13 protein-coding genes are annotated in these 13,329 nt (G+C 56.0%); 4 read left to right on the top strand and 9 right to left on the bottom strand.

Annotation, left to right across the window (positions count from 1 at the left end):
* Positions 1-39: 39 nt before the first annotated feature.
* From ACR0B5_RS07070 to ACR0B5_RS07055, 4 genes are all read right to left on the bottom strand, one after another.
* Entirely contained in the window at positions 40-453 is a 414-nt protein-coding gene (locus ACR0B5_RS07070; protein ID WP_170639009.1) for a secondary thiamine-phosphate synthase enzyme YjbQ, read from the bottom strand.
* 25 nt (positions 454-478) lie between these two features.
* A complete protein-coding gene (locus tag ACR0B5_RS07065; protein WP_170639010.1) occupies positions 479-877 on the bottom strand; it encodes a hypothetical protein in 399 nt (132 codons plus the stop codon).
* A 76-nt stretch (positions 878-953) separates the two neighbouring features.
* Complete coding sequence (locus tag ACR0B5_RS07060; RefSeq protein WP_480539502.1) at positions 954-1,499, bottom strand: DUF4166 domain-containing protein; 546 nt, start codon at positions 1,497-1,499, stop codon at positions 954-956.
* Positions 1,496-1,939, bottom strand: a complete 444-nt coding sequence (locus ACR0B5_RS07055) for a thiol-disulfide oxidoreductase DCC family protein (protein ID WP_480539500.1) — start codon at positions 1,937-1,939, stop codon at positions 1,496-1,498. The genes ACR0B5_RS07060 and ACR0B5_RS07055 overlap by 4 nt, the downstream gene beginning before the upstream one ends.
* Before the next feature lie 283 nt (positions 1,940-2,222).
* On the opposite strand from ACR0B5_RS07055, the gene ACR0B5_RS07050 reads away from it, so the two are divergent.
* A complete protein-coding gene (locus ACR0B5_RS07050) occupies positions 2,223-3,260 on the top strand; it encodes a helix-turn-helix domain-containing protein (RefSeq protein ID WP_480539498.1) in 1,038 nt (345 codons plus the stop codon).
* A gap of 153 nt (positions 3,261-3,413) precedes the next feature.
* Here the strand turns inward: ACR0B5_RS07050 and rpoD are convergent, their stop codons facing one another.
* The 4 genes from rpoD to ACR0B5_RS07030 all read right to left on the bottom strand — a co-directional run bounded on the left by rpoD (position 3,414) and on the right by ACR0B5_RS07030 (position 9,391).
* Complete coding sequence (gene rpoD, locus ACR0B5_RS07045; protein WP_480539496.1) at positions 3,414-5,402, bottom strand: RNA polymerase sigma factor RpoD; 1,989 nt, start codon at positions 5,400-5,402, stop codon at positions 3,414-3,416.
* A 114-nt stretch (positions 5,403-5,516) separates the two neighbouring features.
* Positions 5,517-7,466: a DNA primase gene (gene dnaG, locus ACR0B5_RS07040; RefSeq protein ID WP_480539494.1), complete on the bottom strand. Its 1,950-nt coding sequence runs from the start codon at positions 7,464-7,466 to the stop codon at positions 5,517-5,519.
* 80 nt (positions 7,467-7,546) lie between these two features.
* Positions 7,547-7,843: a hypothetical protein gene (locus ACR0B5_RS07035; protein WP_170376237.1), complete on the bottom strand. Its 297-nt coding sequence runs from the start codon at positions 7,841-7,843 to the stop codon at positions 7,547-7,549.
* 117 nt (positions 7,844-7,960) lie between these two features.
* Complete coding sequence (locus ACR0B5_RS07030; RefSeq protein ID WP_170376235.1) at positions 7,961-9,391, bottom strand: Glu/Leu/Phe/Val family dehydrogenase; 1,431 nt, start codon at positions 9,389-9,391, stop codon at positions 7,961-7,963.
* Between the two features lie 425 nt (positions 9,392-9,816).
* On the opposite strand from ACR0B5_RS07030, the gene ACR0B5_RS07025 reads away from it, so the two are divergent.
* The 3 genes from ACR0B5_RS07025 to ACR0B5_RS07015 are packed head-to-tail and all read left to right on the top strand — an operon-like array spanning position 9,817 to position 12,753.
* Entirely contained in the window at positions 9,817-11,505 is a 1,689-nt protein-coding gene (locus tag ACR0B5_RS07025) for a Tad domain-containing protein (RefSeq protein WP_480539492.1), read from the top strand.
* On the top strand, positions 11,502-12,071 hold the full coding sequence (locus ACR0B5_RS07020) for a TadE/TadG family type IV pilus assembly protein (RefSeq protein ID WP_480539490.1): 570 nt from the start codon (positions 11,502-11,504) through the stop codon (positions 12,069-12,071). Before ACR0B5_RS07025 ends, ACR0B5_RS07020 begins: the two co-directional genes overlap by 4 nt.
* Positions 12,061-12,753 (top strand): TadE/TadG family type IV pilus assembly protein, encoded by a 693-nt coding sequence (locus tag ACR0B5_RS07015; protein ID WP_480539488.1) that lies wholly within the window; start codon positions 12,061-12,063, stop codon positions 12,751-12,753. Before ACR0B5_RS07020 ends, ACR0B5_RS07015 begins: the two co-directional genes overlap by 11 nt.
* On the opposite strand, the gene ACR0B5_RS07010 is transcribed toward ACR0B5_RS07015, so the two are convergent.
* Positions 12,742-13,209, bottom strand: coding sequence for a hypothetical protein (locus ACR0B5_RS07010; protein WP_480539486.1), 468 nt, complete (start codon positions 13,207-13,209; stop codon positions 12,742-12,744). The two genes, ACR0B5_RS07015 and ACR0B5_RS07010, sit on opposite strands and share 12 nt — an antisense overlap.
* Between the last annotated feature and the right edge of the window lie 120 nt (positions 13,210-13,329).

Below are 13,329 nucleotides of genomic sequence, written 5' to 3'. Positions count from 1 at the left end.
GATTTGGGTAGTCGGAATTTCGCACCCCAAAATAAAGGGTCAGGAAAGATGTGCCGCGACCAGCCGCTGATGCGGGGCGCGGCGGTGTTCAAACAGGTAAATCCCCTGCCATGTGCCCAAAACCATCCGACCCAGACGGACAGGAATGGAAAGGGAAACCGGCATCATCGCCGCTTTGATGTGGGCTGGCATGTCATCCGGCCCTTCATAGGTATGGCGCAGGTAAGACATTGAGGGATGATCAGACGGAGGCACAAGACGCTCAAAAAACGCATGCAAATCCGTCTGCACCTCGGGGTCTGCGTTCTCTTGCACCAGCAAAGAACAGGAGGTGTGCCTGACGAACAACGTCAGGACACCATCCCGTTCAAGGGAATTAAGCCATTCTGCAATCTGGGACGTGAATTCGTACAAGCCGGGTCCATTGGTCTGGAGCGCGAATTCCGTCTGCATTGCGTTTTGGCCTTTGCTTTAGTTGTTAGAAAATCTGCCGGCGACCGCACCGCGCATTTGCACCCTGCACGGAAATGCTGGAGCCGACAACGAAGGGGCCCCGTACGCCACCGGTTTGTGCCGGAGCATCAGCCGGAGGCGGTTTCAACGAGAACTGAACCGCTGTTACACGCCCAGTTGTTACACTAGGTCCGTAGCCGCGCAACACATAGATGGGGTCCTGCCAACCTGCCCCGAGACTGCGGCGCGCGAAATCTGCCGCCTCGCACCAATACCCGTCTGTGTCATCGCGTGTACGGGGAATGACTTCAAAGTCGGTGCTATTGATTGCATTGGCTTGAAAACCCAAACGTGCCGCGTCCGCCGTTGCCGGAACACTCAGGGCAAACACCGCCAAAGCGGCGCAATATTGTAACTGTTTCATAATACTCTTTCCTCACTTGCTGCTCCCCTTAGTTTAGAGGTCATCGCGTCCGCGGAAAGCAGGTCTCACAATCATTTCAACCAACTTGCGCCTCAACGTGAAGCGGCGTGAGCCAGCCGTGGTAGCGGATCAGCAACCCCAATCCCGGCATCGAGGCCGCTACATCAAACCGAAAGCGCCCCAAATCATCCTGCCATTCACTCGTTGACGATTGCGGTAGCAAAACCCGAGGGACCGGCACGCCGAAAACCGTCAGGCGATGGATATGAACCTCCAGCCCTCGTTTCGACGCCGCAGGCCTGAGCCAGACCGAAAGCGGCCCGAAACGCTCATGAACATCGCCCGTTTTTGCATCGAACCTCAGCTCTGACGTTGTTTTGTGGCCCCCGAAGTCTCGCAGCCAGCTGTGGTCTTTATCCTGAGTTTGGGTCACCAGTCGAACGGGCACATGCCGGCTTGCAGGGGGAAACTGCCCCAATTTAAGCGCGAGTTGAATGAGAATACCCTTGCCACGTTCGATATCGCATTCGCCGACATATTCACCTGGGCTGTGATGCAGGTCTCGCACGGATTGGGGCAGAACACTTGGGTCCGCCAAAGCCTGAAGAAACGGATCCGTCACGCGTCAAACCCCTGCTCGGCAAAACGCTCAAGGAGAGCAGCATCCGGCATCATACAGGTATCATACCGCCCGAACAGGGCATACCGATTGCGGGCGATCGAGAAATACAGCGGGTCTTTCACAGCGGTCGGCAGGAACCTTACAAGTGACAACAATGGCCATAGCGCCGGCAGAGCGCGCATGGCTGCCGCAAAGGCATCAAGCTGCTGAAAAATCTTACCATCTAAGATCACGAGGTTGGTATCAAAATCCGTAACAGGCAGATTCAGCGCCGTGTACATCCTTTGACCAAGCGGAGACTGCGCTGTTGCAAACTCAAAGCGTCTGGCTTTGTCGCGTTTCAGCATGAACCGGAAAAAGCCTGAACACAGAACGCATTCTCCGTCAAAGACGATCAGGTTGCGTCCGTCGAACAGATCGGTCGTGTCAGTCCCTGCCATGGCGCCGCTACCTACCCAAGCTTGCACAAACAGCGTGGCATAGGGCCACCAGGTGGACAATGCGGCAAGAAGGAGAAGTGTGCCGGGGAACCCGGTGACCGGTTGGTAAGACCGGCGGTGGCTCTGACCTCATCCCCAACAAGGTACTAACCCGGCAACGAAAAGGATATAGGCAGGAACGTTTGACCAGGCTTGTTGCCAGCTGCCAAATCCATTCGAATTTCTGACAGAAAAGCAGTATGCTGGAACGGCCCCGGTCCAGAGAAAGGAAGGCTTCGCTGCGATGAATGTGGATATTGACCGCCTTCACTTTCTGCGCGATGCGCTCGACGCAAGATTGGAAAAACGGAACAGCTTGGAGGTGCTGGATCGCAGCGGACTTGGCCCGCGGGATCTGCCGGAGGATGCGACTTCCTTTTGCGCCCACAAAGAGGCGCTATTTGTCCGCTATGCCTGCGACGCTCTGAACGATATCACATTTGCGGCAAGTGTCGGGCTTGGCGTCACGTCCTCATCGACCTTGACGGCCTACATCAGCAAATACTCACGAGACCTGGAGCAGGTTATTGAAAACACGTCTCATTTCCACGACATGATCGACCCTGCTATCGCCTTCAGCCTGCGCGTTTCGGGGAATTTCGCCGCGTTAGAGGCCCGGTGGAAAGACGCCAGCTTTGCTCGCTATCACCGCCGAACTGAGTTCTTGATGTTTGCCGCCGTCGCCCGAATGCGCAACCTGACACAGACCGATTTCCACCCTATTGAAATCCGTTTTCAGCATGAGGTTGGGGATCATACCCATGCCTTCCAGCAACTGGCAGGTTTTCCGGTTGTCTTCGGGTCTGAAAGCCTTGAGATCGTCCTGTCCCCGGCCTCGCTGAAACTGCCCGTCCCGACTTACGACCCCAGCCTGCGCGCCCATCTACTAGAATACGGGGAACGCGTTCTGGCCGAGCGTCGCTTTCCGAAGCAATTGACTCGCGCCAAGGTCGAAGGGCTGATCACCCGCTCACTGCCGGGCAAAATCCTCAGCGCAGATGATGTCGCGGCAAAACTCGGAATGAGCGCCCGCACCTTTGCCCGCCGGTTGCAAAGCGAAGGCACCAGCTACCGCGACATCACCGAGGATCTACGCTGCGATCTGGCCCAGACCTTCATCACCAATGGAATGAACCTGTCCGAGATCGCTTATTCTCTGGGATACGCCGATCAATCCGCGTTTTCTACGGCGTTCAAGCGTTGGACAGGTCAACCGCCGAGCGCCTTCAAAACGCGAGTTGAGCGTCCGCTGACGCTTGGAAACCGGGGGTCATCAGCATAGACACCTCGCCCCGGCCCGCCCCATGAGTGGACCAGACAGATATAGAAACTGACACGCCGCAACAAATGTGAAGTCGCGCCAATGTGTTTGGCGACTTTGCCAATGTGAACCGTGAAACGAAAAAAGGCGCCTCCGTCCGGGGCGCCTTTGATCTTATTGATCCAGGAAGGACCGTAATTTCCGCGATCTGCTGGGGTGTTTCAGCTTCCGCAGGGCTTTCGCCTCAATCTGACGGATACGTTCGCGGGTCACGCTGAACTGCTGACCGACCTCTTCCAGAGTGTGGTCGGTGTTCATGCCAATGCCGAAACGCATCCGCAGAACCCGCTCCTCACGTGGGGTGAGCGAGGCCAGAACCCGGGTTGTCGTTTCCTTGAGGTTTTCCTGAATGGCGCTGTCCAGAGGCAGCACGGCATTTTTGTCCTCAATGAAATCACCCAGCTGGCTGTCTTCCTCGTCACCGATTGGCGTCTCAAGGCTGATCGGCTCCTTGGCGATTTTCATCACCTTACGCACTTTCTCAAGCGGCATTTGTAGCTTTTCGGCCAATTCTTCCGGCGTCGGTTCACGGCCGATTTCGTGCAGCATCTGACGACCGGTCCGAACCAGCTTGTTGATCGTTTCGATCATATGCACAGGAATACGGATGGTCCGCGCCTGATCCGCAATCGAACGCGTGATCGCCTGACGGATCCACCAGGTCGCATAAGTCGAGAACTTGTAGCCGCGGCGATATTCGAACTTGTCCACCGCCTTCATCAAGCCAATGTTACCTTCTTGAATAAGATCAAGGAATTGCAGACCACGGTTCGTGTACTTTTTGGCGATCGAGATCACCAGACGCAGGTTGGCTTCGACCATTTCCTTCTTGGCCTGACGCGCCTCTTTCTCGCCCTTCTGGACCTGTTGCACGATGCGGCGGAATTCGCTGATATCCAGACCGACATACTGACCGACCTGAGCCATATCGCTGCGCAATTCCTCGACCTTATCGGTCGAGCGTTCGATGAACATCTGCCAACCCCGGCCCGGCTTTTCCGCCATTTCGGCCAGCCAGTTCGGGTCCAGTTCACGCCCGCGATAGGCGTCAATGAACTCCCGACGGTTGATCCGGGCTTGGTCGGCCAGTTTCACCATCGAGCTGTCCAGAGACATGACGCGGCGGTTGATGCCATAGAGCTGGTCGATCAGCGCCTCGATCCGGTTGTTGTGCAGGTGAAGCCCGTTCACCAGTTCAACAATCTCGGCCCGCAGCTTCTGATAGGTCTCTTCGTCTTTTTCACTGAACGAGCCATCTTCGTTCAGAGTCGCCGAAATCCGGCTGTCCTGCATCTCTGACAGCATCGAGAAGTCGGTCGAGATGCGTTCCAGCGTCGTCAGAACCTGATCCTTGAGGGCGGCTTCCATCGCGGCCAGCGACATGTTGGCCTGATCGTCCTCGTCATCATCATCGTCATTGCTCAGCGGGTTGCCATCGGCGTCCAACTCAGGCCCGGTGTCTTTGGCAGGTTTGGCTGATTGCACAGCCGAGGTATCGACGACCGGCTCTTGCACGTCACCATCTTCATCCATCTGGTTGCCAAAGGTGGTCTCCAGATCAATGACGTCGCGCAGAAGAATGTCTTCAGACAGAAGTTCGTCATGCCAGATCGTGATCGCTTGGAAGGTCAGAGGGCTTTCGCACAGACCCGCAATCATCGTGTTCCGGCCTGCTTCGATCCGCTTGGCGATGGCGATCTCGCCCTCACGGCTCAGCAGTTCGACCGAGCCCATCTCACGCAGATACATGCGGACGGGGTCGTCGGTGCGGTCCAGTTTTTCAGTCGCAGCACCTGCCAGAGCCACCTCACGGTTGTTGTCCGTGGTGGTCAGTTCGGTCGAGCCTTTGTTTTCTTCTTCCTCGGCCTCTTCATCTTCGATGATGTTGATGCCCATTTCGGACAGCATCGACATAACGTCTTCGATCTGTTCCGAGCTGACCTGATCAGGCGGCAGAACCTGATTGAGCTGGTCGTAAGTGATGTAACCTTTCTCGCGGGCCTCGGCGATCATCTTCTTGACCTGGGCCTGGCTCATGTCCAGCGAGATTTCCTGTTCCTGCTCGTCTGACTTGCGATCTTCTGACGTGTCTTTGGCGGCCATTCAATGCTCCTGCAGGGATGGGTGATTCGTTTGATCCGAATCATTAGCGCGTGAAACTGATTCGGCCACCCGTTTACCTGTTTTTCTTTTCCAGTGCTTTACGAAAACATCACTTCAGCGACGTTTCCGTTCGAAATTGATCCCGGACATGATTGCCTTGAACGCATCCTTTTCGTCGCGATTGATTCGCGCGCCATTGTCGGCAATGTCGAAAACGGCCCTGTCCTCATTCTGACTGCGGCTTGTGCGGTTACGCTCTTCGGCGGCTTGCGCCAGCCGATATGTCAACGCCTCATCGGCCAGATCAGACAGTTCCTCTGCGGCTTCGGCAATCTCAGCATCCAACCCCCGGAGCGCTTTGATTTTCGCGAGTTCCTCGGCCAGTGTCATCTCGGCCTTTTCAACGTCGCCTGGTTTGAACACACAGGGGATGACTGCGACATGGCGAAGGCTCAGCAGGTTTTCAAGAGGTTCGGCCCCCAAAGTTTCAACGATGTGGTCCCGAAGGTTTTCAGGATCATCAATCGCATGGCGCAGAATGGCATGACGCAAGGCCGCATGATCAGGGTCGTGACAATCCATCTCTTCCAGCTGCGCCTCAAATTGCACCACGACCTGCGGGTTCAGAATCGCAATGGCCAGAATCGCGGCTTCGCGCAGATGGATGTCCGCATTGTCCGAGGACGCCAGGAACGAGGCCCGCGCGCCCGCGGTCGCAGGCTGTTTCTGCGGCTGCCACTTCCCTTTTGGTTGCCACGCACGGTTTTGTGACTGCCTCTGCGGGCGAAACAATTGCCAGCGCAGATCTTTGATCTCTTGCCCGTAATGTGATCGGATCGAGGGGTCACGGATCAGCTTGATCTTGTCCCGCAGCACCTTGTCGAGCGCAGCTTTGCGTTCAGGGCTGTCAAAAACCTTGCCCTCAGTCTCGCGCTGCCAAAGCAACTTCACCATCGGGATGGCCCCGTCCAGCACGGCCTGTACAGCCCCCGCCCCGTCGGCCCGTAGCAGATCATCCGGGTCCTTCCCCTCCGGCATCAGCGCAAAGCGCAGGGACTTTCCGGCCTCAAGTAGAGGCAAGGCCAGGTCAACTGCCCGCATCGCCGCGCGCAGGCCCGCGGTGTCGCCATCCAGCGCAATGATCGGCTCATTCGAAATCCGCCAGAGCAACTGCAACTGATGTTCGGTAATCGCCGTTCCAAGCGGAGCAACCGACGCGCCGAACCCAGCCTCGGCCAGCGCGATCACGTCCATGTAGCCCTCGGCCACGATCAGCGGCTGCCCCTTCCCGGCCGCCTGCCGCGCAGGCCCGTGGTTATAGAGGCTGCGGCCCTTATCGAACAACTCGGTTTCGGGTGAGTTCAGATACTTGGCATTGTCATTCGGGTCCATCGCCCGGCCGCCGAATGCGATACACCGACCGCGCGGATCACGGATCGGGAACATGATACGGTTGCGGAACGTGTCATATGGTTTTTTGCCCTTGTTCGACGGCTTGGCCAGACCCGCCCCGAGGATCAGATCTTCGGCTACGTTCTTTCCAGTCAGATGATCCCACAAGGCCTGCCAGCCGTCCGGGGCAAAGCCGATCTCCCATCGCTGCAACGCCTTGGCGTCCAAACCCCGACGGGCCAGATAGTCGCGCGCCGCACTGCCTGCCCCGGTCTTGAGTTGCAGGCGAAAGAACTGAACCGCCTGCTCCATCACCTCGGCCAATTGCGTGCGGCGGTCTTGTTTCTCTTGCGCTTTGGGGTCGCGCGCTGGCATGGGCATGCCAGCTTCGCGCGCCAGAATTTCAACGGCCTCGATGAACGAGACATTCTCGGTCTCTTTCACGAAGGTGATCGCGTCCCCTTTGGCATGACAACCAAAGCAGTAGTAGAAGCCCTTTTGGTCATCCACATGAAAAGACGCGGTTTTTTCGTGGTGAAATGGGCACGGCGCCCACATGTCCCCCTTGCCCTGATTGGATTTTCGCTGATCCCACATGACTTTACGCCCAACAACCTGAGACAGACTCAGCCGTGTGCGCAGCTCATCGAGAAATCCGGGGGGCAATGACATGGCTCAAACCTGCCAGAAATGAAAACGCGCGCCAAGGGGATTACGCGCGGTTGTCCACAGGGAAATTGCTGAGCTGTGGATTATTGCTGCAAACACAGCTCAAGCCACGCCGCACCAAGATCCTTTTTGCGCACGTCGCGCATCTTTTGTTCATAGACCCAGGGCGTGATCAACGGAATCGCCGCGTTGTAGTTCTCGGGCCATGTGGGGCTGGTTTCAGCCACGGCTTCCACAACGTCGCGCTCTTTCACCTTGTCCAGACGCGCTTTCTGGATCGCGGCCACCACATCGGCCTGATACTGGCAGCTTTGTTCCTTGGTTTCGGCGGCGGCCAGAGGCGTTGCAAGCAAGGCTGCAGCGATGGCGATACGCAACATTGAGGTCTCCTGGATTCGTTTGTCTTAACGCAGCTTACCCGCCAGTACCGTTTTCGCAATCGAAGCGCTGCATTCAGTTTGCGCACGGGGCAGAAAAGCCACCCCGTGCGCCGGGTGTCACAGGCCTTTGGCCCGGTAGCTTTTGGCCACGCGATCTATTGCAACGATATAGGCCGCGGTGCGCAGATCCTCGACATCGTCGCGGCTGTGCCAGACCTCGCGCATGGACTGGTAAGCGATCCGCATCGTGTCATCGAGGCCCGAGCGCACCAACTCCAGCTCATCCGCGCCTTTGAGGTACTTGGCCTTGAAGTCCGGCGACATTGACCAGGCATCGCCAAGATAACGATCCAGCCGTTCAAGTTCACTGACGATCAACTCATGCCGCGCCTCTTCCTGACGGCGCTGCATGCGACCAAATCGAATGTGGCTGAGGTTCTTCACCCATTCGAAATACGAGACCGTCACACCGCCCGCATTGGCATACATGTCAGGAATGATGACGGTGCCCTTCTTGCGCAGAATTTCATCTGCACCTGCGGTCACCGGACCATTCGCGGCCTCGATGATCAGCGGCGCCTTGATCCTGTCGGCATTGTCCAGATTGATGACACCTTCCAGAGCCGCCGGGATCAGGATGTCGCAGTCTGCCTCAAGCACCGAAGCGCCATCAGTTGAGTGGGTCGCGTCCGGGAAATCCTTCACGCCACCATGTTTGACGATCCAGTTGCGCACCGCCTCAACGTCGATACCGTCCGGGTTATACAGCGCGCCGTCCCATTCGATGATCCCGATAATACGCGATCCGTCTTCTTCAGCGAGGAACTTGGCCGCGTGGTAGCCCACGTTACCCAACCCCTGTACAACGACACGCTTGCCGTCCAGTTTGCCGGACAAACCGGCCTTGGCGATGTCCTCAGGGTGGCGGAAAAACTCGCGCAGTGCATATTGGATGCCCCGCCCCGTCGCCTCGACCCGCCCGGCAATGCCGCCTGCGTTCAACGGTTTGCCCGTCACACAAGCGCGTGCGTTGATGTCGGTGGTATTCATCCGAGCGTATTGGTCAGCCATCCAGGCCATCTCACGCTCACCTGTGCCCATGTCAGGGGCCGGAACGTTTTGCGATGGATTGATCAGATCACGTTTGGCCAGCTCATAGGCAAAGCGTCGGGTTATCTGCTCCATCTCGTGTTCTTCGTATTTGCGCGGATCAATGCACAGCCCGCCTTTCGAGCCGCCAAACGGCGTCTCAACCAGCGCGCATTTGTAGGTCATCAGCGCAGCAAGCGCCTCAACCTCGTCCTGGTTCACCGCCAAGGCATAACGAATCCCGCCCTTGACCGGCTCCATATGCTCGGAATGGACGGAACGGTAGCCGGTGAAAGTATGAATCTCACCGCGCAGACGCACCCCGAAACGAACCGTGTAGGTGGCATTGCAGACCCGGATTTTCTGCTCCAGACCGGGCGGCAGATCCATCAGGGACGCCGCCCTGTTGAACATCAGATCCACACTTTCACGAAAGCTCGGTTCTTTGGTGCTGGTCATTAATCCCTCCGTACCGGTGAATGACGAACGTTATGGCGTTTTGTCGCACCACTGGCCCGAAGCTGCAATCATTTATGATGAAAATTTCATCACTTTATAAACGAGTGATAAAACCCTCCTACTGAGTCGCCTTGGAAATTTTCGCGGCGACCATTGTCGACACAACAGAAACAAAGCGCCCGCCATCCTGCCAAATGCAGTGGTTTGCCGTTCAATCCCAGCAGCATAGTGGCAAAGTCGCCCAAATCTCGCCACGTTCGCCGACTACATTCTTTAAGTTGATATGACCCGCCTTCCGTGCGCCGGATTACCTGCAGGGACTAGATATGAGAAAAGTGTTTAGGAATTCTGAACCCAGACGAACTGAGCAATCCAGCCGCTCCAACAAAGGTGCTGCGTCGTTCCTGCGTTCGGAGCGCGGGACCATGACCATCCTGACGCTGAGTTTGATACTCATCATCTTCACGGTTAGTGGATTTGCCGTCGATATGATGCGCTATGACCATGAAAGAGCCCGCCTTCAGTATTCGCTGGACCGCGCCGTTCTGGCCGCCGCGGACCTGCAGCAGGATCTTTGCCCCAAAGACGTTGTGCAGGACTACTTGGTCAAAGAAAACCTGGACAAGTTTCTCGACGGAGAGGTTAAGGTCACCCCAAGATCCTGCGATGATGACGGCAACAAGTTGATCGTGGGACAGCGCCGGGTCGAGGCAAGTGCGACCATGCCCGTTGGCATGCATTTCATGCAATGGTGGGACGTCGACTCGATTGACGTGAACGTCGTCAGCGTCGCAGAAGAGTCCATCGGCAACGTCGAAATCGCTATGGTTCTGGATGTTTCAGGCTCCATGAGAGGGTCGCGCCTGACCAACCTGAAAGGTGCGGCCAAAAGCTTTGTCACCAAAATGTATGAGAACACGAGCTCTGACAAACTCTCGATCTCGATAATTCCTTACGCGACGCAAGTGGGTGTCCCTTCTGCCGTCATGAACCAGCTTTCGACCGCTGGCTCCAATAGATTTGCCAACTGTATCGACTTTGAAACCTCAGATCTGGCAGCAGGGGCATTCGATCTTTCAAAGACCTACAATCAATCGTTGTACTATTCTCGCTACGGCGGGGATCAGCGCCCCTCAGGTGGGTTCAGTTCACCGCGCATCGACGAACGGTGCCGTTCTGAGGCCAGCCGTCAGCTTGTTGTTCACCAGAATAACGAAACGAACCTGCACACTTACATCGACTCGTTTTACGCGCGAGACAACACCTCGATCAATGTCGGTATGAAATGGGCGCTAACGGTGCTGGATGAAAACTTCCGTCCCGTTGTCACCAACATGATCGCAAACGGGCAGATACCGGCAGATTTTGCGGGTCGCCCCGCTGACGGCGTTGGTAGTGACACTATGAAGGTCATCGTTCTGATGACCGATGGCGAGAACACCTCTCGCACATGGGTGAAACCGCCATATAACGATGGTCAATCGGGCATCTGGTGGAATGGGGATGAAGAAGTCTATTCCGTCAATGTGAACCACTATGACGAGAACGACGATAGCTTCAGATATGCGTGGCTGGGTGTAGACAGAGCATTTTGGGACAGCAGTCGCGGCAGATACTGGGTGCGCGACGAGTTTCAGGACCACGCGTACGGAAACGACACTTTCAATGTCTACCTTTGCGAAGGGAATTACTACAGCAGCGGCTATTGCGACAACCTCAACCGCAGCAAGGTTCAACAACTCGATGAAGATGGAAGCGCGCTGTCACTGACATGGCCTGCCTTGTGGGAGCGCACCTCGCGATATGAAATCTATCGGTTGCTGTATGATTCCGTCGGCTCGAGCGACGCATACAACTGGTACTACGCGGCGACTGAGACCGAAAACCGTTCTACAAAAGACGATCAGGTCGAAGCGATGTGCGACTATGCAAAGTCAGGCGCAAGAAACATCCTGATCTTCTCGGTCGCTTACGAGGCCACCACCAACGGTCGAAACCTCCTATGGTACTGCAAATCGGATGAAAACGCATATTTCGCACCGACAGGATCCGAGATTGGCGAAGTCTTCGACGATATCGCGGCGAGCATCCAGAATCTGAGGCTGACCCAATGATCCGACATCTGAAAAACATGCTGCGAAGGTTTCGCCGCGAAGAAAAGGGGATGGCCACAATCGAATTTGTGATGTGGTTTCCCATTTTCATCATGACAACCTATACCGGCGTCGAATACGGGATTCTGGCGTGGAACCATGCCAATCTGGAGCGCGCGCTGGACTCCACAATCCAGGATGTGCGTATGAATCGGATTGATCTTTACGAAGGCGAAACTGGCTGGACGCACGATCTGATAAAGCGGATCATCTGTGAAGAGGCCGGAGCCATTCCAGACTGCCAGGAAAACCTGGCCGTTGAGATGACAAGGGTCAATCAATTCGACAGTAGTGCAGTCCTTTCTGGCGATTTTGATAAACCGTTTTGCGTCGATACCCCTGAAGAAATTCGTGGTAAAGACGACCAGATATTTTCACCCGGAACAGCAAATGAGTTGATGATCATACGTGCTTGTGTTGAGGTATCGCCTTTGTTCATTGGCACAACGTTTGGCTACCTAGTTCGTCAAGATCCCGACGGCCAATATGAACTGCATGCAACGACGGTGTTTGTCCATGAACCTTAAATCACTCTTCAAAAAGCGCTTTGGCGATACTGCCGCGCGCTTTCTTCAGAAAGAAGATGGCGTCGTCAGCATCGAAGCTATTATGGTGTTTCCCCTACTCTTCTGGTCAGTCTTCACGGCCTATTCCTATTTCGACGGATATCGTCAGGGCGCCAGCAACCTGAAAGCAGCCTACGCCGTTGCCGATATCCTGTCCCGAGAGAAAGACACGGTGACGGATCAGTACATCACATCAATGTACGACCTGCAGAATTACATGATCGAGGAAGGCAACGGATTGTCTTTGCGGATCTCTTTCGTGCGCTGGGATACTGGCGACGAAAGCACGGACACTGATGATCGTCACTTTGTGGAATGGTCCTGCACACGCGGTGAAGGGTTAAAGCGGTGGTCCAACGACACAGTTGAACAGGTCTCGGATCGCATTCCGATCATGGCAGACAATGCCACGATGATTTTGGTCGAGACGAGGCATCACTACGTGCGTCCGTTCAAACTCGGGTTCGGCAGCAACGACTTCTTCATCGACAAGTTCATCTTCACGCAACCCCGTGGGTACACTTTCATCGAAGGGCCAGACTCATGCAAGGACGCCAACAACGTGGACGACGGCACGGTTGATAGCGGACATGACGACAGTACTCCGGAAGATAACACCACTGTGGAACCGTCAACGCTCTAACACCATAGCCGACAGTATCTCTGACATGAACTTGGCCTCGGCGGACGCTGTCATGCCGCCGACGCCAACCCGGCGGCCCAGCCGCCACCACAGACCGGGGGCCCAGACATTGCTGGCCTTTTCACGCGTTCGCACCAGAAACCCATTTGACGGTTTGAACGCGAAAACACCCCGGTCCACAGCTTCGATCTCCTCGACCCGTGCAATCACTTGCCCCGATCCGGTGCGCAGTTCAGACGTAGTCAGTTCAATCCTGTCCTGAGTGGCCATCCAAACACGATAGGCCAGCCACAAGGACGACGCGCCGACCGCCAACAAAAACACCTGCCAGACGAGTTCAGGCGGAGAAGCCAGCGCCACGTAAATCACCAAAACACCTACGCTGCCCAGCATAGCAACACCGGCCACCCGTCTTGGGGATGATGCCTCGATCGTTGCCAGCACTTCGTCCTGCATGACTGCCTCCTGTCTGTCTGCTGTCTCGTGTATCCGCTTTGCGCAGAAATAAACAGGCCCTCCCCTTCCCTACATTTGCGCACATTCATGGTGCCCCTGCGCAAATTGACCAGTCCCCGG

The sequence above is a fragment of the Ruegeria sp. AG1 genome (genome assembly GCF_056541705.1).
This window is presented reverse-complemented; position numbering and strand designations above follow the sequence as displayed.